We start from the raw sequence: 17,999 nt of genomic DNA, 5'->3' as shown, positions 1-17,999 counted from the left end.
TTTAAGATGAAACTTTAAGGGGGTAAAATATGCTATTTATTAATCAGATAGATTAACGAAGTTTTTTGAAACCATAAACAGCTAGATCGCCAAGTTCTTCTTCGATACGAAGTAGTTGGTTGTATTTAGCCATACGGTCTGAACGACTCAATGAACCAGTCTTGATTTGACCGCTGTTTGTAGCAACTGCGATGTCAGCGATTGTAGCATCTTCTGTTTCACCAGATCTGTGTGAAGTTACAGAAGTGTAACCGTGACGGTGAGCCATATCGATAGTATCAAGTGTCTCAGAAAGTGTACCAATTTGGTTAACTTTGATCAAGATTGAGTTAGCACAACCTTGCTCGATACCTTTTGACAAGAAGTCAACGTTAGTTACGAATAAGTCATCACCTACTAGTTGACATTTGTCACCAATTTTTTCAGTAAGTTTTTTCCATCCGTCCCAGTCGTTTTCGTCCATTCCATCTTCGATAGAATCGATAGGGAAGTTTGTCATCAATTCTTCTAGGTAAGCAGCTTGTTCTTCTGAAGAACGTTTTTTACCGTGCTCGCCTTCGAAAAGTGAGTAGTCGTAAACACCATTTTTGAAGAATTCAGAAGCAGCACAGTCAAGAGCGATAGTAACATCTTTCTTAGGCTCGTATCCTGCAGCTTTGATAGCAGCGATGATAGAGTTAAGAGCATCTTCAGTACCTTCTACTTCAGGAGCAAAACCACCTTCGTCACCAACAGCTGTACTTAAACCTCTGTCTTTAAGAATTTTCTTAAGTGCGTGGAAAATTTCAGCACCCATACGTAAAGCTTCCTTGAATGATTTAGCACCAACTGGGCGAATCATGAATTCTTGGAAAGCGATAGGAGCATCACTGTGAGAACCACCATTGATGATGTTCATCATTGGAACTGGCATAACATAAGTGTTAGTACCACCAATGTAACGGTATAATGGTATTTTTAAATAAGCTGCAGCAGCTTTAGCAACTGCAAGAGAAACACCTAGGATAGCGTTAGCACCAAGTTTTGACTTAGTTTTAGTACCATCTAGTTCTAGCATTTTGTGGTCGATAGCTCTTTGTTCAATAACTGAAGCACCGATTAACTCAGGAGCGATAATATCATTGATATTAGCAACAGCTTTAAGTACACCTTTTGCGCAGTAACGGTTTTTGTCACCATCGCGAAGTTCTAAAGCTTCATGCTCACCAGTTGATGCACCTGATGGAACAGATGCACGTCCCATGATTCCACACTCTAAATGTACGTCAACTTCTACTGTAGGGTTACCTCTTGAATCAAGAATCTCTCTACCTACTATTTTTTCTATTCTCATTATTAGTTTTAATTAAAACAGTTAATAACCTATTAATTATTGTCCGTAAAAATAGTCAATTTTTTGCTGACAAGCGTAATAAATAAAGAATATTATTTATAGGTGGCCTATATCTTTATAAGAGGGAGCTCTCAGGGTAGTTTTGAGGTGGCAAGGTGCTTCTGAATTGAGCTAAAAGCAAGAAATATTCATTTGATAGGCTTAAATGAGCAAATTCGCCAATCAAATGCAGATATCAATTTGTTTTATAAGGTGCCATTGTCTATTTTTACAAATAGATAAGTTTAAAATTAAAATAATATAATATGACAATAACAGAACGTTTTTTGAAGTATGTTAGCTTTGATACGATGTCTGATGACACCACTAATATAACACCAAGTACTCCTGGTCAAATGGTATTTGCCAAATACCTTAAAGAAGAGCTAATCGCACTAGGGCTTAGTGAAGTTACTCTTGATGAGAATGGCTATCTGTTTGCTACTTTGCCATCTAATATAGATAAGGATGTACCTACTGTTGGCTTTATTGCTCATTTAGACACGAGTCCTGATATGACGGGCAAAGATGTTTCTCCCAGAATTGTAGAAAAATATGATGGGAGTGATATCATTCTATGCAATAAAGAAAACATCATACTTTCACCCAAACAGTTTCCTGAGCTTTTGAATCATAAAGGTGAAGACTTAATTGTGACCAATGGTCACACGCTTCTAGGAGCTGATGATAAGGCTGGAATTGCTGAAATTGTTACTGCTATGGAGTACCTTATTAATAACCCAGAGATTAAACACGGTAAAATCCGAGTTGGTTTTAATCCAGATGAGGAAATAGGTCTCGGTGCTCACAAGTTTGACGTTGAGAAATTTGGCTGTGAATGGGCTTACACAATGGATGGCGGTGAGCTAGGAGAGCTGGAGTTTGAAAACTTCAATGCTGCTTCGGCTGTTATTACAATACAAGGCCGTAATGTGCATCCAGGGTATGCTAAAAATAAGATGATTAACTCAATTACAATCGCTAATCAGCTAATTTCGATGTTTCCACGTCACGAAACACCTGAACACACTGATAAATACGAAGGTTTTTATCACCTTGTAGGTATTGAAGGAGGAGTTGATAAAACAACCCTGACTTATATTATACGTGATCACGATCGTAAAATATTCGAAGAGCGTAAGCAAAAAGTGACTGAGTTTGTCAAGAGATTGAATGCCGAATTGGGTTCAGGTACGGTTGATTTGGAATTGAAAGACCAATATTACAATATGCGTGAAAAGATTGAACCTATGATGCATATTATTGACTTGGCTGCCGAAGCTATGAAAACTGTTGGTGTAGAACCCAATATTAAAGCGATTCGTGGAGGTACTGATGGTGCTCAACTTTCATTCAAGGGTTTACCTTGTCCTAATATCTTTGCCGGAGGCTTAAACTTTCACGGGAGATATGAGTTTGTGCCTATTCAAAATATGGAAAAAGCCACCAAAGTTATCGTAGAACTAGTTCAACGAATAGCGAAGGTCTAATCAATAATATTAATCTGACTTTTAACTATAAAAAAAAATAACATGAAGACCACACCATTTACACAGAAACATATTGAGTTGGGAGCAAAAATGCATGAATTTGCAGGCTTTGACATGCCCATCCAATATCAAGGTATAATAGATGAACACCTAACCGTATGCTCGGGAGTAGGAGTGTTTGATGTTTCGCATATGGGCGAAATTTGGGTAAAGGGAAGTAAAGCCCTTGACTTTTTGCAACGTGTTACCTCAAACGATGTAAACAAACTTAAGGTTGGTAAGATCCAGTATTCTTGTTTCGTAAACGAGAATGGTGGTATAATTGACGACTTTTTGGTTTATAAATATGACGAAGAGAAATACCTCTTGGTTGTTAATGCCTCGAATACCGAGAAAGATTGGAAATGGTGTGTAGCTCAAAATACAGTTGGTGCTGAGCTTGACAATGCCTCTTCATGGATGGCTCAACTAGCTGTTCAAGGACCTAAAGCTATTGATACACTTCAGAAGCTGACTAAGGTTGATCTCAAGGATATTCCTTATTATAGCTTTGTTGTTGATGAGTTAGCTGGTGTGTCGGATGTTATCATCTCTAATACTGGTTATACTGGTGCTGGAGGTTTTGAGCTTTATTTTTACCCAGAGCATGCGATGCAGATTTGGGATGCTATTTTTGATGCTGGTGAGGAGTTCGGAATTCAGCCTATTGGTCTTGGTGCTCGCGATACACTACGTTTAGAAATGGGTTTTAACCTTTATGGCAATGATATGTCCGACACAACTACACCGCTTGAGGCAGGATTGGGTTGGATTACTAAGTTCGTTGAAGGCAAAAACTTTATTGGACGTGAGATTTTAGAGAAACAAAAAGCTGACGGTGTAAAGCGCAAACTTATCGCTTTTGTACTCGAAGATAAGGGTGTGCCTCGTCAAGGGTATCCTATCGTTGATGCTGATGGTGAAGTTATTGGTGAGGTAACATCTGGGACGATGTCGCCTTCACTTAAAATCGGAATCGGTATGGGGTATGTTAAGACAGAACATGCCACTGAGGGTACGGAAATCTTTATTCAGGTAAGAAATAGAAGCCTTAAGGCTAAGATTAGTAAGCCCCCTTTCCGCAAATAAATAACAGATATAGAAACAAACCAAAAACTCCTGATTAAACACTATAGTTCAATCAGGAGTTTTTATATCTGTATATAAAGGTGTTAGGATTACTCCTCGTCCCAATCTTCATCAAAATCACCAAAGAAGGTAAGTTCAGAAAAATCTTCAATCTGTCTTCTGTCTTTTTTGGTTGGTCGTCCAGTCCCTTTGGCTCGATCAATAAAACCACCGATTCGAGCGCTTTCGAGTAATTCGTACTCTGAGGCTGGGGTAACATTTTTTCTCATCTCATCGACTAGTTTTGCGCCTACGCGTTTGTCGATAGTTTTTAAAACTTCAAAGGAATAGGTTATAGGAGGCTTCCTAACACTAACGATGTCTCCCTCTTTAATTACTTTCGAGGGTTTTGCTGGTGCATTATTTACCGAGATTCGGTTTTTTTTGCAAGCATCAGCTGCTATTGAGCGTGTCTTAAATATTCGGACTGCCCATAACCATTTATCCAATCGTGCTTCAGCCATAATATTGTATTTTAATTTATTATTTTCTTTTGTTAAACTGGTTCATTGTAATGTCTATCCCAGCTAAGCAAAAACTTTTAATAATGTCTTGTGCTACTTTTATATGCTCATCCATTTCTGATAGCTCTTCGCTAGAGAATGGGTTAAGTACGTAATCTATTTGGTGTCCACGACTAAACTCACTGCCGATTCCAAATCGTAAACGAGCATAGTTTTGTGTTCCCAAGATTTGTGCAATGTGTTTTAGGCCGTTGTGACCTGCATCGCTTCCCTTGCTTTTTAGCCTAAGTGTACCGTAGGGTAGTGCTAAATCATCTACTAAGATTAAGACGTTTTCTAACGGAATTTTCTCTTTTTGCATCCAGTAACGAACAGCATTCCCGCTTAGGTTCATATAAGTTGAAGGCTTCAATAATATGAGTTGACGTCCTTTGATGGAGGTTGTGCCGACTGCTCCATATCTGTTGTCACTAAAAACAACATTGGACGCTTTAGCAAAAGCGTCCAATATCATAAATCCTATATTGTGTCGGGTCTCGTGGTACTCAGGACCAATATTACCCAATCCAACAATTAAATATTTCATTATTTCTCTGCAGCACCTGCAAGACCTCTTGCAGCACGTGTCAATCTTACGGCACAGATTACAGCAGCTTTTGCATTTAAAATTTCAAGGTTTTCGAAAGATACTTCACCTACTTTGATAGTTTTACCAAGGTCAAGGTTAGATACATCAATCATCAATCTTTCAGGGATGTGATTGTATAGAGCTTTAACTTTCAGTTTTCTAGTTTGTGGTTGAAGTTTACCCCCAGCTTTAACACCTTTAGCAAGACCTGTAAGTCTAATAGGTACTTCCATTACGATTGGCTCATTTTCACTTACTTCATAGAAGTCAATGTGAAGGATAGCATCTGTAACTGGGTGAAATTGGATATCTTTAAGGATCGCCTTAGTAGTTTTACCATCAATCTCAAGATCGATAACAAAAATGTCAGGAGTATAAACTAAATGACGAACATTGCTTGCTTCTACAACAAAGTGAACGTTTGTTTCACCACCATATAATACACATGGGATACCACCGTTTGCACGGATTTCTTTGATTGCTCTAGCTTGTTCTGATGAACGCTCAGCAATAACTCTTGATGAGCCGTTAATTGCGATTGATTTCATTTTAAATCTTTTTTTGTGTTACTCTAAAATTAAGTTCTAAATTGCTTAATTTACCATTACACGATGTGACTACTCACATAGTATGCTGTAAAAAGCGGTGCAAAAATAGTGATAAAATCTCAATATTCAAACTTTTTTACTCAAAGTCTATATCTATTTTTATCTCATTGTTACCAAGTTCTGATTCTACCATGAGTTTTTCTGATTCATCGGTTGATTCAGAATTATAGTTCATGCTTAATGGATCATGCTTTCCTTGCTTTTCTTCAATGTAGCTAAGTGCTTCTTGGAAGCCTTGTGAAAACTTTTCGAAATCTTCTTTATAAAGAAAAATCTTATGTTTTTCAAAGCTCACTCTAGCGTTTTCGCCTTCGCCAGTAACTGTTTTCTTACTCTCTGTTATAGCTAAAAAAAGTTCGTCTTTTCTATTCCTTTTTACATCAAGATAATAGATTCGTTTACCTGCTTTAATAGCTTTTGAAAAGATTATTTCTTTATCATTAAAAACTGCGTCGTTATTCATCTTTAAGTCTTCCATTCTCTTTATATATAGATCAGTTTATAAATCGGTGTCAAAATTCGATAATTTTTTGATACTCTCAAAAGAAAATGCGATAAGAATAAAATAAGACATAAAAAAAATGTTTTTTATGCGTTTAATGCTCTAAAATAACTACTTTTGCTTCTTGTTAATAACCGCATTATATATTGTATTAAATTATGATTAACAGAGTTCTTATTCGTCTGAAATTGATACAGATAGTTTATGCATACTATCAAAATGGTGATAAAACGATCAAAGCTGCTGAGAAAGAGCTGCTTTTTAGCCTTTCTAAAGCGCACGATTTGTATAATTATCTTCTACTTTTAATGGTAGCCATTACAGAGTTTGCTGAAAACCGTATCGAAAAGTCGAAATCTAAATTAGTTCCTACTCCTGAAGATTTAAATCCCAATTTAAAGTTTATTCAAAATAAGTTCATTGCTCAGCTTGCTGCTAACAAGGATTTATTGGAATATAAAGAGGTCCAAAAACGTACTTGGGGCGACGATCTTAACACCGTTAAAGAGTTTTATGAGCTTATCACGAACTCTACAACCTACAAAAAGTACATGGCATCTGCTACTTCTACTTACGAAGATGACAAGGAATTGTGGAGAAAACTTTACAAAAACTACATTTGTCCTAGCGAATCTCTAGATGAAACATTAGAAGACATGAGTCTTTATTGGAATGACGATAAGGAGATTGTTGATACTTTTGTTCTTAAAACAATCAAACGTTTTGAAGATAAAAATGGTGCAGATCAACCTCTCTTAGGTGAATACAAAGATGATGAAGATCGTGAGTTTGCAGTGAATCTGTTTCGTTACACCATTGAGAATGGCGATGAATATCGTAGCTTGATTGGTAAAAATACCAAAAACTGGGATCTTGATCGTGTTGCCCTTATGGATGTTGTATTAATGCAATGTGCTCTTGCCGAAGTTAATCACTTTCCAAACATACCTTTAAATGTAACATTTAACGAGTATCTTGATTTAGCTAAACTGTATAGTACGCAAAAAAGTGGCTCTTTTATTAATGGAACGTTAGATTCTATAGTAAATGAACTCAAAAAAGAAGACAAATTAATTAAAAACTAATAACTTTGTTATATACTCAAAGTTATAGCTATAATTTAAAAAAAGAAATATGAACTTTATGAACATTTTATTACAAGCAGCAGGGCAACAAAGTAGTATTCCTATGTGGATTATGTTAGGTGCTATGTTCCTGATTATCTACTTTTTTATGATTCGTCCACAGAATAAAAAACAAAAAGAGATTGCTAACTTCCGTAAAACCCTAGAAGTTAATCAAGAAGTTATCACCGCTGGTGGTATTCATGGTGTAATCAAAAACATCGATGGTACAATGGTTGAGCTTCAAATAGCTAATAACGTTAAGATTATGATTGACGTTAGCTCTATTTTTGCAAAGCCAACAGTTCAAGAAAAAAAGAAATAGTTGAAAGGAGAATAAACTATGTTCAACATTCAGAACATAAATACAGCCTTTCAAAGGATATTTAATAAGGTAAAGAACTTTCTGCTCAGACCAAAGAGTAGAGAGTTCTTTATTTTTTTATTGTTTTTTGCTATTGCGTCTGTTTTTTGGCTGTTGCAAACTCTAAATGATGAGTATGATAGAGACTTTAGAGTCCCTGTTAAGCTTATACATGTCCCCGACAACCTAGTCTTAACTAGCAATAGAGTAGAGGCTCTTGATATTAAAGTTAGAGATAAGGGAACAGTCTTATTAAATTATATTGTAGGTGGTAATTTATCACCAGTCGAGATTGATTTTACAGCCTTTTCTAAAAGGAATATGAATGAGGTTAAGTTGGCTACAACAATCTTAGAGAAAAGAATTGCTTCTAAGTTTAGTGCCTCTACCAAATTATTGGCTATAGAGCCCGATTCACTCGAATTTATCTTTGCTAGAGGTGTAGCTAAGCGTGTGCCTGTAGGCCTAAAAGGTAAGATTGAAGCTAATTCTCAATATATCATTACAGATACTATAATCCGACCTGACTCTGTTTCGATCTATGCACCTGCAGATCTATTATCGCAGATTAATGTGGCTTACACTTCTGATATTGAGCAGCTCAACTTAACAGATTCTACGAGTCTTAAAGTCCCCTTAGCGTATATTAAAGGTGTAAAATACCTACCCGAAGAGATTCAGGTGGAACTTCCCATTGATATACTTACCGAAAAAACGGTTCGAGTTCCACTTCATGGAACCAATTTTCCATCTGATAAGATACTTCGTACTTTTCCTTCAGCTGTTGATATAATATTTCAAGTGGGTACGCGTTCTTTTAACCGTTATTCAGCAGCCGATTTTATGGTAGATATTGATTATCAAGAGCTATTAGATCTCACTACCGAGACTTATACACTACGGATAACTAAGTTCCCTCAGGGGGTTCAACGCCTACGCGTATCACCTCGTAAAGTTGATTTTCTTATCGAACAAAAAACAACTAATTCGTATGATTAAACTTGGAATTACTGGTGGCATAGGGAGTGGTAAAAGTGTTTTATCGCGCATCCTAAAGGCTTTAGGATATCCTGTATATATTGCTGATGATAGGGCTAAAAGCCTAATGGTGAGTGATGATAGGATTATCAACGACATAAAAAAACTATTGGGTGAGCAATCTTATATTGATGGTAAGCTAAATAAGCAATGCATTGCAGCTTATCTTTTTGACAATCCTGGTAATACAGCTCGAATTAATCAGATTGTACACCCACGTGTACGAGTTGATTTTGAGCGTTGGTGTGCATTTCATAATCAGGCAGAAATCTTGAGTTTTGAGTCGGCGATCCTTTTTGAAGCCAATTTCTTGGATGCAGTTGACTACTCCGTATTGGTTTATGCACCCGAAACTATGCGTATTAATCGGGCTGTGGCACGCGATAACTCTACACATGAACTGATAAAAAAACGCATTTTGGCACAAGCTTCTGATGAGTGGAAAATGGAGCAAGTCGATTATGTTATTCGTAACGATCACCAAGATCCATTGCTTCCACAAGTATTGCAGATGGTTGGCGATCTCCTCAAAAAATAGAATAATGATTATAATTCAAGAATCTCTTGAATATATCGTTGCTTGTCTCACATTGGTGTGCTATTTTTGTAAGATATAAAGAATTTAATTTAGAGAACATGTTAAAGACAATTTTATCAATTGCTGGAAAACCCGGCTTATATAAGTTAGTTTCACAAGGTAAGAATATGCTTATCGTAGAAACTATTAGTGCTGACAAGAAACGTATGCCGGCTTACTCTGCCGATAAAATAATTTCATTGGGCGATATCGCTATGTATACACACGATTCTGAAGTGCCTTTAGCTGAAGTTCTTGAAGCTATGAAAGCTAAAGAAGAAGGTAAAGTAACTTCAATTAATGGTAAAAAAGCATCTTCTAATGAGTTGAAAGCTTATTTGCAAGAAGTTCTTCCTGATTTCGACGAAGACCGTGTATATGCAAGTGACATCAAAAAATTAATTAGCTGGTATAATCTGCTTATCGAAAACGGTATCAGTGATTTTGCAGCTAAAGAAGAAGAGGTTGCTGAAGCTGAAGAATCAGCTGAGTAATAACTTATTACCGAGAGCTAAAAAAGCAAGTACTTTACTCAAGTGCTTGCTTTTTTTGTATCCTTAAGTCTTATCGTTTATGTTAAAACTAAGTCACTCCATTAAACCTTATCATCTATTTTGCGTCTAATTAATAGTTGCAACAGTATTTTATTAGATTATTAATTAAAGACAATAATGATGAGAAAGACTATTTTAATTTTAGCAGTGTTACTGCTAACTACCGTAAATATAGAGGCTCAGAATCGTAAAAGACCTCATAGAACCCGATTGACGCAGACCGAAAGGCTCGATATGCGTGCCGAAAAGCTAACAGGTGTAATGATCTCGACTTATAAGTTGAACGAGACACAGCAAAAATCATTGCTCGAACTCAATAAAAAATGGTTGAGTAATAATACAAATTCTGGAACTAATAAAAAAAATGTGCGTAATAAACGTGCTGATTACAGAGGGAGATCTCGTGGAGTGGATAGCCTATACCTTGCAAATCCCACCTTACATCGTGAGGCCAGGATTCAGGAGCTATCATCTCAGGTTGATCAGTACAAGGGTGAGTTAAAGAAGATTATGACTTCTTCTCAATTTAAGGCCTATGAGAAAAGATTGCGTGAGGGTGTTGCCCAACTTTCGAAATAATAATTAACTTTACCTTATAAATATAAACCAAACTAAATTTTTTATGAAAAAGATAACGCTGTTATTTACCTTTCTGTTATGTTCAATTGGTTTGTTTGCAGGTAAAACGTTGCCAAGTGATATAGAGCAATTGCCAGCAAATGCTCAGAAGATGATTAAGACCCATTTTCCAAAGTCGAATATTGTTAAGATTGTTCTCGAAGAAGAGACTTTTGAATCTAAGGTTTTTGATGTTCGATTTGAGGGTGATTATACTATACTTTTTGACCATAAGGGAAATTGGTTTTTGGTAGACTGTATTAAAGATCCAGTACCTACGTTGCTTATCCCTGCAGAAATCACCAAGTATATCGTTGAGAACTTTCCTGGCGATCATATCACACAGATAGAAGTGGAAAAAAGCGGTTATGAGGTAGAACTCGAAAGCGATTTAGCTATCCGATTTGATAAAAAAGGAAAAGTAAGGTTTTAAGTTTAAACGTTTAAATACGTTGGGTAATAAAACAATAAGCTCGGAGTGAATAATTTATTCAACTCCGAGCTTATTTGTTTTTATTGCTATTTCTACTCTAGGATAGGCTATCCTTACGGGTAGGTGGTTTACTTGGAGCCAGTGGCTCGTTACTACTAAATGACTTACTCGTTTTTAGTCTGATTTACCCGTAAGTGAAACTTACATAGGGGTATAGTTGAGCGCTAAACCACCCTGGCTTGTCTCTTTGTATAGTGAAGGTAGGTCGTGACCTGTTTGTTTCATTACCTGAACTACTTGGTCAAAAGAGATGCGGTGTATTCCGTCCGAGAAGGTTGAGAATATATTAGCATCTAAAGCACGAGCCGCAGCAAATGCATTTCTTTCGATACAAGGAATCTGTACAAGTCCACATACGGGGTCGCAAGTCATTCCTAAGTGATGTTCTAAAGCCATTTCGGCAGCGTACTCTATCTGTGCAGGGCTACCACCAAAAAGTTGGTTTGCAGCTCCAGCAGCCATTGAACAAGCTACACCAATTTCACCTTGACAACCCACTTCTGCTCCAGAAATAGAAGCATTGTGTTTAACTATATTTCCTATAAGCCCGCCAGTAGCTAAGGCTCTTAAAATTCTTAATTCGCTAAACTCTCTACTTTGTTCGAGGTGGTACAGCACAGCAGGCATTACTCCACAAGAACCACAAGTTGGTGCGGTTACGATCTCTCCTCCCGAAGCATTTTCTTCACTAACAGCAAGTGCATAGGAGAAAATTAATCCACGAGATTGAAGAGAGCGTGTGTAACCAGACGCTTTGATGTTGTATGCAGCAGCTTTTCTGCGAATGCAGAGTGGACCAGGCAAAACACCTTCGGCGTTCAGACCACGTTGGATTGAGTCTTTCATGGTCTTCCAAACCTCGGCAAGGTAGTCCCAGATATCAGAATCTTCGCACTCTTTTACGTATTCCCAATAGGTCTTGCCTGTGCGTTGACACCATTCCATGATTTGAGTCATGCTACTCATGGAATAAACATCCCTGGTTTGAACGTGCGATTGGTCTCCCTCTTCGGCCAGTGCACCACCTCCAACACTATAAATTGTCCATTCGTCCATTTCTTTGTTGTTGGCATCGAAGGCTTTGAATGTCATTCCGTTGGGGTGGAAGGGTAAAAATATTTCGGGTTTCCACTCAATCTCTATCGGAGCGTGTGGTTCTAAGGTATCGATGATGGCAACATCGGTCATGTGTCCTTTGCCTGTTGCCGCAAGGCTACCATATAGAATTACTTTGAAACGTTTGGCCGAAGGATGTTTTTCGAGAAAGAGCTCAGAAGCTTTTCTTGGTCCCATAGTATGACTGCTCGAAGGTCCTGTACCAATGCGATAAAGTTCTTTGATAGACTTCATCATTATCGGCTTATTCGATTTCAGATTATTATTACTCAAATTATTTCCGCAAGAGCTACAATTTTTTAGTACCATTTCTTAATCTTAAAATAAAAGAAAATAATTAAACCTACAATGAACATGATGGCCCATGCCATTAAATATCCAAACTCCCATTTAAGTTCGGGCATTTCGATGAAATTCATTCCCCATACCCCAACCAAAAATGTCAGTGGTATAAAGATAGTAGAAACAATTGTCAATCGTTTCATTATATCGTTCATTTTTAAATCGTTATTCGACATATATAAATCGACTAGGGTAGTTAGTAGTTCACGTCCCATCTCGATGTTTTGTAGCACGAATTGTAAGTGGTCGTTTACGTCATTGAAAAATGCTTTATTCTTGGGGGATATAATTCGGTTATTTGTGCGTAGAAGTCGAGCATACTGATCTTTAAGAGGTAAAATAGCCTTCTTAAACTTGATGTAATCTCGTCGTTTTGATTGTATAGTTACCCCCATATTTCGTGGTGTATTGACCGTGAGTAGTTGGTCTTCTAAATCTTCAAGAGAGTCGTTGAGTTCCATCAGTGCAGCAGTGTAATTGCCGATTATACTGTGAATAATTACACTCATAAGGTAGTCGGAACCTCTTTTTCGTAGGTGAAGAACGTCATCGTTGATGGCGGCCATTACCTCATCCAGAAATGGGGGTGTACGTTCGCAAAAGGTTATGATGTAGTTACTACCCAAGACTATAGATATCTGCAGGGGTATGTAGTTATTATCCTGGTCGAGTTCAAAATACTTTAAGACAGCCAGTACGAAAGTCTCGTACTCTTCGATTTTACTAGGGTGATTTACATTGAGAATATCTTGAGTAAGCAGAAAGTCGAGCTCTACATGCTTAGCTATTTTCTCGATGACACTCACTTCGCTAAGCCCATCAACACGTATCCAATAGGTTTCATTCGAACTGAAAACATGTTCTTCATCCCAATTGTCAAGGGTTTTGGTATTAATGCCTTTGGACGAGTAGGATATAAGCTGTATGGAGGTGGGTGTGGTGACCTCTCCGTTATAACTGAATGTTTCGTTTAATAAATTGTTTTTCATAACTCCTATATTGATATTGCTGATATAAGCAAAGATAATCAATATAGGAGTCCTTCAATGAATTACGATTTGTTTTCTTGATTAAAACTCTACTACCGTAATTCCTGAGCCACCGAGTTGAACGTGTTCGTCACGATAAGATTTGACCGCATTTATCCCCGAAAGGTAGTCTCTGATGAGTGAACGTAATGCGCCAGTACCAGTGCCGTGCAGAATGCTAACGCGGTTGACACCAACCAAAATAGCGTCATCAATGAAATAAGTTACGGCTTGCAAAGCTTCGTCTCCACGCATTCCACGCAAATCGATATCTTGCTTAAAGTTTAGCTTCTTCTCTCTGATGTTCTCGTTGGTATCGCTACTAATATAGGTGGTCGAGGCTTGTGGTGTTTCAATGGAATCACTGTTTTCGAGCCTATTGAGCTTAGTGGTTGTTTTTATTGAGCCAAAGAGCACGGTTGCGTTCTTGTTATTAATCTCTAGTACCTCGCCAGTTGTGCGTTGTCCTTTCATGCGTACTCTGCTTCCTACCTTAATAGGTTCTTCCTTTTTAGCAATTACCACGGGTTGATTGGTAGTTGCTTTATCGGGTTTATTTTTCTTTCGCTCTTGTTTTTCGATGAGCTGCTGCATCTTTCGAGAAATCTTATCTTGCTTCTCGTCGGCCTCCATCTGGGCAATACGTGCTCTAAATTCATCTAGCTCTTGGCGAACTATTTTTGTTTTACCTTTTTCGGCTTGGGCCTCTTTTATTGTACGAATGGTGTTCTCAATTCGCGCATTGGTTTCGCTTAGTAGGCTTTCAGCCTCTTGTTTTGATTGACGGATAATCTCTTTTTTCTCTTTTTGAAGCTTGGCAATGTCCGCAGTATACTTTTCGAGAGCATCTTCCATCTGTTTCTCCTGCTGACGAATATTTCGACGTTTGCGTTCCCAATATTGTTTGTCTCGCACAATATCTAGAAGGTATTTATCCGCATTGATATATTCAGCTCCTACAAGGTCCGAAGCATCGGCTATGATGTTTTCGGGTAGACCAATCTTACGGGCAATCTCTACCGCAAATGAGCTACCGGGGTTACCGATTTCGAGTCGGAACAGGGCTTGCATGTGGTGACGGTCGTAGAGCATCGCTCCATTGACAATCCCTTCGTGGTCTTCGGCAAAGTGTTTCAGATTCTGGTAGTGGGTTGTAATCACACCATAGGTACCCAGTAGGTTAAATTGCTTGAGTAAAGCTTCGGCTATTGCACCTCCGATTTGGGGCTCTGTTCCACTACCAAACTCATCAATAAGCAGTAGACTCTCTTTATCACCATTCTTGACCATCGCTTTCATGTTGGTTAGGTGAGAAGAGTAGGTACTCAGATCGTCTTCGAGTGATTGTTCATCGCCAATGTCCATAAGGATACTCTTGAATATACCAGTTTTACTGCTTTCATGTAGAGCGATAAGCATACCCGATTGTAGCATATACTGTAGCAGTCCGACTGTTTTAAGACAAACCGATTTACCTCCAGCATTTGGTCCTGAGATTAGCAATATTCGTTGTTTTGCATTGAGTTCGATGTCGAGTGGGACAGCTTTTTTTCCTTGTTTCTGAAGGGCTTTGGCTAAGAGTGGGTGGATTGCAGCTCCCCAGCTGATAATAGGTTCGTTGATTAAACTCGGCTTAATGGCATCCATATCGTTGGCTAAATGCGCTTTCGAACGTATATAATCTATTTCGGCAAGGAACACGTACGAGCTAAGTATCTCCTCAATATACGGTCTTAGTTTGGTCGAAAACTCCGTTAGGATACGAATAATCTCTTTTCGTTCTTCGCCCTCAAGTTCACGGATTCGGTTATTGGCTTCTACCACTTCGGCTGGTTCAATAAATACAGTTTTACCACTTGCAGACTCGTCGTGAACAATCCCTTTAATTCGGCGCTTCAAAGAGGGAGCAACGGGGATTACCAATCTACCGTCTCGAAGAGTAGGGGCAGCATCTTTATCGACAACTCCTTCCGACTGTGCTGCTCGTAGAATTCGATTCAGGGAGCGAGATATTCCTGAGGTTGTGCTGAGCAACTCTTTACGGATGCGCATAAGTTCGGGAGAAGCATTATCTTTCATTTTGCCATACTTGTCTATAATTACATCAATGGCTTTAACGAGTGATGGAAAAACAAACACATCCCCAGCAAGCTTGTTGAGGTGAGGATAGGCAGGTTTTTCTTCCTGACAATCTTCAGGAATGGCTTTAAGGAAGTTTACAATTTGGTTAATGGTATCGAGTGATCGGCGAAGATCGAATATCTCCGATTCATCGAGATACATCCCCTCAATGCGTACACGTTTGAGTGATTGGCGTACGTCAAAGAAGTATTGATCGGGGAAATTAGCTTTCTCGCGAATAATTCGAAGAAATTCTTCGGTCTGAAAAAGTTGTTCCGAAATCTCATCAAAATCGGTCATAAAGTCCATCTCATCGATGCGGTCTTTTCCCAAAGTGCTTAGACACTTTGACTTAAGAATCTCTCTGATTTGGTCAAAACCTATTTTCTGTTCGAAGTTGTGTGGATATATCATTTCTAGTCTTTCTGTTTTCTGGTACAAAATTACAATTAATTGAATAATTTCTAATCATAAGTTTGGAGATAAAAAAAAGATTAGTACCTTTGCAACGCTTTCGAAAGGAAGTAAGGCGCTAAGTGAAGTGCTGACCAGGAGAGATGGCAGAGTGGTCGATTGCGGCGGTCTTGAAAACCGTTGAGCTGCGAGGCTCCGGGGGTTCGAATCCCTCTCTCTCCGCTGAGAGCCCAAGACAAAGGGCGACAAAGTATAGACAAACCGTTCAAATTGAGAGATTTGGACGGTTTTTTTGTGTGTTTGTGGCTGGGGAGAATGACAAGGAATAGACAAATAAAGCCCCTTTGCATTTCCCAATTCGTCTACCATAGCTTAATTGGACAATTTGGTAGACGAATTGTCCAACATTGGAAGTTTGTTGTCCAGTTTTGGCTAGTCTGCATTTAGCTCAATTTAAAAAGATATAATACATTTATAATTTAAAAATTGAGTTTATGAAAAGTACATTTAGTGTGATTTTTTATCTCAGAAGAGACAGGAAAAAGAGGGACGGAACATGTCCGGTAATGTGTCGAATAACCATTGACGGTATCGATACTCGTTTTAATACGAAACTTCATGTTCAATTATCTAAATGGGATGTGAATGCAAACAAAGTTTCAGGTATTAATCCTGAAAGCCGAAATCTGAATGCAAGGTTGGATGATATTAAAGCATCATTGCATAGAATTTATCATGATTTACAACGGTTTGATATTGTAACTCCAGAGAAAATCAAAGGTGAGTTTTTGGGCCTTGATGAAAGTGGAGAGACAATTCTAAAGTTGTTCGATAAACATAACGAGGATGTGGCATCAATGGTTGGAATTTCGAAATCAGCAGCTACATTACAGAAATATAATGTAACAAGAAAACATGTGGCAAACTTCATCAAAAAGAAGTACCGAGTATCTGACATGGCTGTGAAGTCAATTAATGATATGTTTTTACGTGATTTTGAAGTCTATCTTTTGACTCAGGAAAGAGTGAGCCATAATACAATGGCGAAGTTCATGCAATTCTTTAAACGAATAATTATTTTAGCTCGTAACAATGGTTTAATTGTTCATGATCCATTTGCTAATTATAAAATTCAACTGAAGAAAGTGGACAGGGGATACCTTACAGAACAGGAAATGAATAAAATCATCCAAAAAAAATTTCCGACTAAACGATTAGAACAGGTAAGAGATATATTTATTTTTTCATGTTTTACTGGACTAGCATACATTGATGTGAAAGAACTAACTAAAAATCATATCAGAATCTCTTTCGATGGAAATATCTGGATTATGACTAAACGACACAAAACCAAAGTTAATGTAAATGTCCCTCTAATGGATATTCCTAAGAAAATATTGCAAAAATATGAAGGTGAACTTCCTGATGATAAAATTTTGCCAGTTCTAAGCAATCAAAAAATGAATGCTTATCTGAAAGAAATTGGTGATGTATGCGGTATTACCAAGAATCTTACTTTTCATCTTGCAAGACATACTTTTGCAACTACAGTTACATTATCAAAGGGTATACCAATTGAAACAGTTAGTAAAATGTTAGGACACACCAATATTCAAACAACTCAGATATATGCTCGTATCACCAATGAGAAAATCAGCAAGGATATGAGGGGGCTTTCCGCTAAATTTAATGATAGTGAGAAATTGTTTGGATAGGCTCCCGACAATATCATTAATAATGAATTAGAGAAAGATGTAATAACTATAACCCACGAAACAGCTTCGACTCTGTGTTATTAATTGGATTAATGCAGAGTTGGAGCTGTTTTTTTTGGAAGGGAAGTAACGAAAAATGGACACTGTCTCAGGAAGTGTGTAAGTAAATTAAGCTTGGGTTGGGTTATTGTTATAGCCTGACCCTTTCTTTGTAAATAATTAGGAACTGATTTAAAATTATGCCCCAGTCCCTGATAGGCATTG

The 17,999-nt window shown here is 37.8% G+C and carries 18 protein-coding genes and 1 tRNA gene; 11 read left to right on the top strand and 8 right to left on the bottom strand.

Annotated elements, in window-relative coordinates; all coding sequences use genetic code 11:
• Nucleotides 1-52: 52 nt before the first annotated feature.
• Complete coding sequence (eno, locus tag B091_RS0104255) at nt 53-1,333, bottom strand: phosphopyruvate hydratase (RefSeq protein ID WP_018108769.1); 1,281 nt, start codon at nt 1,331-1,333, stop codon at nt 53-55.
• Nucleotides 1,334-1,638: 305 nt separating this feature from the next.
• On the opposite strand from eno, the gene pepT reads away from it, so the two are divergent.
• Both pepT and gcvT read left to right on the top strand, forming a co-directional pair.
• Nucleotides 1,639-2,862, top strand: coding sequence for a peptidase T (gene pepT, locus B091_RS0104250; protein ID WP_018108768.1), 1,224 nt, complete (start codon nt 1,639-1,641; stop codon nt 2,860-2,862).
• Between the two features lie 42 nt (nt 2,863-2,904).
• Nucleotides 2,905-3,990, top strand: a complete 1,086-nt coding sequence (gene gcvT / locus B091_RS0104245) for a glycine cleavage system aminomethyltransferase GcvT (protein ID WP_018108767.1) — start codon at nt 2,905-2,907, stop codon at nt 3,988-3,990.
• An 89-nt stretch (nt 3,991-4,079) separates the two neighbouring features.
• Here the strand turns inward: gcvT and B091_RS0104240 are convergent, their stop codons facing one another.
• The 4 genes from B091_RS0104240 to B091_RS0104225 form a co-directional block, all read right to left on the bottom strand.
• Nucleotides 4,080-4,493 (bottom strand): RNA-binding S4 domain-containing protein, encoded by a 414-nt coding sequence (locus B091_RS0104240; protein WP_018108766.1) that lies wholly within the window; start codon nt 4,491-4,493, stop codon nt 4,080-4,082.
• Nucleotides 4,494-4,512: 19 nt separating this feature from the next.
• The gene (gene pth / locus B091_RS0104235) at nt 4,513-5,079 is read right to left on the bottom strand and encodes an aminoacyl-tRNA hydrolase (protein ID WP_018108765.1); all 567 of its coding nucleotides are present in this window, start codon (nt 5,077-5,079) and stop codon (nt 4,513-4,515) included.
• Complete coding sequence (locus B091_RS0104230) at nt 5,079-5,669, bottom strand: 50S ribosomal protein L25/general stress protein Ctc (protein WP_018108764.1); 591 nt, start codon at nt 5,667-5,669, stop codon at nt 5,079-5,081. Before B091_RS0104230 ends, pth begins: the two co-directional genes overlap by 1 nt.
• 136 nt (nt 5,670-5,805) lie before the next feature.
• On the bottom strand, nt 5,806-6,207 hold the full coding sequence (locus B091_RS0104225; protein ID WP_018108763.1) for a DUF3276 family protein: 402 nt from the start codon (nt 6,205-6,207) through the stop codon (nt 5,806-5,808).
• 182 nt (nt 6,208-6,389) lie between these two features.
• Here B091_RS0104225 and nusB point away from each other — a divergent pair, with 182 nt between their 5' ends.
• From nusB to B091_RS0104190, 7 genes are all read left to right on the top strand, one after another.
• Complete coding sequence (nusB, locus tag B091_RS0104220) at nt 6,390-7,316, top strand: transcription antitermination factor NusB (RefSeq protein WP_018108762.1); 927 nt, start codon at nt 6,390-6,392, stop codon at nt 7,314-7,316.
• Nucleotides 7,317-7,365: 49 nt separating this feature from the next.
• Nucleotides 7,366-7,680 (top strand): preprotein translocase subunit YajC, encoded by a 315-nt coding sequence (gene yajC, locus B091_RS0104215; RefSeq protein WP_018108761.1) that lies wholly within the window; start codon nt 7,366-7,368, stop codon nt 7,678-7,680.
• An 18-nt stretch (nt 7,681-7,698) separates the two neighbouring features.
• A complete protein-coding gene (locus tag B091_RS0104210; protein WP_018108760.1) occupies nt 7,699-8,718 on the top strand; it encodes a CdaR family protein in 1,020 nt (339 codons plus the stop codon).
• Nucleotides 8,711-9,295, top strand: a complete 585-nt coding sequence (gene coaE, locus B091_RS0104205; RefSeq protein ID WP_018108759.1) for a dephospho-CoA kinase — start codon at nt 8,711-8,713, stop codon at nt 9,293-9,295. The genes B091_RS0104210 and coaE overlap by 8 nt, the downstream gene beginning before the upstream one ends.
• A gap of 98 nt (nt 9,296-9,393) precedes the next feature.
• Entirely contained in the window at nt 9,394-9,828 is a 435-nt protein-coding gene (locus B091_RS0104200; protein ID WP_018108758.1) for a DUF5606 family protein, read from the top strand.
• Between the two features lie 177 nt (nt 9,829-10,005).
• A complete protein-coding gene (locus B091_RS0104195) occupies nt 10,006-10,467 on the top strand; it encodes a DUF4890 domain-containing protein (RefSeq protein ID WP_018108757.1) in 462 nt (153 codons plus the stop codon).
• Nucleotides 10,468-10,510: 43 nt separating this feature from the next.
• Complete coding sequence (locus B091_RS0104190) at nt 10,511-10,939, top strand: PepSY-like domain-containing protein (RefSeq protein ID WP_018108756.1); 429 nt, start codon at nt 10,511-10,513, stop codon at nt 10,937-10,939.
• 201 nt (nt 10,940-11,140) lie between these two features.
• On the opposite strand, the gene B091_RS0104185 is transcribed toward B091_RS0104190, so the two are convergent.
• The 3 genes from B091_RS0104185 to B091_RS0104175 form a co-directional block, all read right to left on the bottom strand.
• Nucleotides 11,141-12,349 carry an L-serine ammonia-lyase gene (locus B091_RS0104185; protein ID WP_025069464.1) on the bottom strand — a complete coding sequence of 403 codons (1,209 nt, stop codon included), beginning with the start codon at nt 12,347-12,349 and terminating at the stop codon, nt 11,141-11,143.
• Nucleotides 12,350-12,414: 65 nt separating this feature from the next.
• Nucleotides 12,415-13,446: a magnesium/cobalt transporter CorA gene (corA, locus tag B091_RS0104180; protein ID WP_018108754.1), complete on the bottom strand. Its 1,032-nt coding sequence runs from the start codon at nt 13,444-13,446 to the stop codon at nt 12,415-12,417.
• Nucleotides 13,447-13,527: 81 nt separating this feature from the next.
• The gene (locus B091_RS0104175) at nt 13,528-16,020 is read right to left on the bottom strand and encodes an endonuclease MutS2 (RefSeq protein ID WP_018108753.1); all 2,493 of its coding nucleotides are present in this window, start codon (nt 16,018-16,020) and stop codon (nt 13,528-13,530) included.
• A gap of 137 nt (nt 16,021-16,157) precedes the next feature.
• On the opposite strand from B091_RS0104175, the gene B091_RS0104170 reads away from it, so the two are divergent.
• Both B091_RS0104170 and B091_RS0104165 read left to right on the top strand, forming a co-directional pair.
• Nucleotides 16,158-16,242 (top strand) — tRNA-Ser (locus B091_RS0104170).
• 272 nt (nt 16,243-16,514) lie between these two features.
• On the top strand, nt 16,515-17,735 hold the full coding sequence (locus tag B091_RS0104165; protein WP_018108752.1) for a site-specific integrase: 1,221 nt from the start codon (nt 16,515-16,517) through the stop codon (nt 17,733-17,735).
• The last annotated feature ends 264 nt before the right edge of the window (nt 17,736-17,999 follow it).

The sequence above is a fragment of the Bacteroides propionicifaciens DSM 19291 = JCM 14649 genome, assembly GCF_000375405.1.
In the GTDB taxonomy this organism is placed as follows: domain Bacteria; phylum Bacteroidota; class Bacteroidia; order Bacteroidales; family Bacteroidaceae; genus Bacteroides_E; species Bacteroides_E propionicifaciens.
This window is presented reverse-complemented; position numbering and strand designations above follow the sequence as displayed.

Bases quoted from the DNA above. Each gene is read 5' to 3' on its own strand.
- eno (WP_018108769.1), bottom strand. From the start codon at position 1,333: ATGAGAATAGAAAAAATAGTAGGTAGAGAGATTCTTGATTCAAGAGGT.
- pepT (WP_018108768.1), top strand. From the start codon at position 1,639: ATGACAATAACAGAACGTTTTTTGAAGTATGTTAGCTTTGATACGATG.
- gcvT (WP_018108767.1), top strand. From the start codon at position 2,905: ATGAAGACCACACCATTTACACAGAAACATATTGAGTTGGGAGCAAAA.
- B091_RS0104240 (WP_018108766.1), bottom strand. From the start codon at position 4,493: ATGGCTGAAGCACGATTGGATAAATGGTTATGGGCAGTCCGAATATTT.
- pth (WP_018108765.1), bottom strand. From the start codon at position 5,079: ATGAAATATTTAATTGTTGGATTGGGTAATATTGGTCCTGAGTACCAC.
- B091_RS0104230 (WP_018108764.1), bottom strand. From the start codon at position 5,669: ATGAAATCAATCGCAATTAACGGCTCATCAAGAGTTATTGCTGAGCGT.
- B091_RS0104225 (WP_018108763.1), bottom strand. From the start codon at position 6,207: ATGGAAGACTTAAAGATGAATAACGACGCAGTTTTTAATGATAAAGAA.
- nusB (WP_018108762.1), top strand. From the start codon at position 6,390: ATGATTAACAGAGTTCTTATTCGTCTGAAATTGATACAGATAGTTTAT.
- yajC (WP_018108761.1), top strand. From the start codon at position 7,366: ATGAACTTTATGAACATTTTATTACAAGCAGCAGGGCAACAAAGTAGT.
- B091_RS0104210 (WP_018108760.1), top strand. From the start codon at position 7,699: ATGTTCAACATTCAGAACATAAATACAGCCTTTCAAAGGATATTTAAT.
- coaE (WP_018108759.1), top strand. From the start codon at position 8,711: ATGATTAAACTTGGAATTACTGGTGGCATAGGGAGTGGTAAAAGTGTT.
- B091_RS0104200 (WP_018108758.1), top strand. From the start codon at position 9,394: ATGTTAAAGACAATTTTATCAATTGCTGGAAAACCCGGCTTATATAAG.
- B091_RS0104195 (WP_018108757.1), top strand. From the start codon at position 10,006: ATGATGAGAAAGACTATTTTAATTTTAGCAGTGTTACTGCTAACTACC.
- B091_RS0104190 (WP_018108756.1), top strand. From the start codon at position 10,511: ATGAAAAAGATAACGCTGTTATTTACCTTTCTGTTATGTTCAATTGGT.
- B091_RS0104185 (WP_025069464.1), bottom strand. From the start codon at position 12,349: ATGAAGTCTATCAAAGAACTTTATCGCATTGGTACAGGACCTTCGAGC.
- corA (WP_018108754.1), bottom strand. From the start codon at position 13,446: ATGAAAAACAATTTATTAAACGAAACATTCAGTTATAACGGAGAGGTC.
- B091_RS0104175 (WP_018108753.1), bottom strand. From the start codon at position 16,020: ATGATATATCCACACAACTTCGAACAGAAAATAGGTTTTGACCAAATC.
- B091_RS0104165 (WP_018108752.1), top strand. From the start codon at position 16,515: ATGAAAAGTACATTTAGTGTGATTTTTTATCTCAGAAGAGACAGGAAA.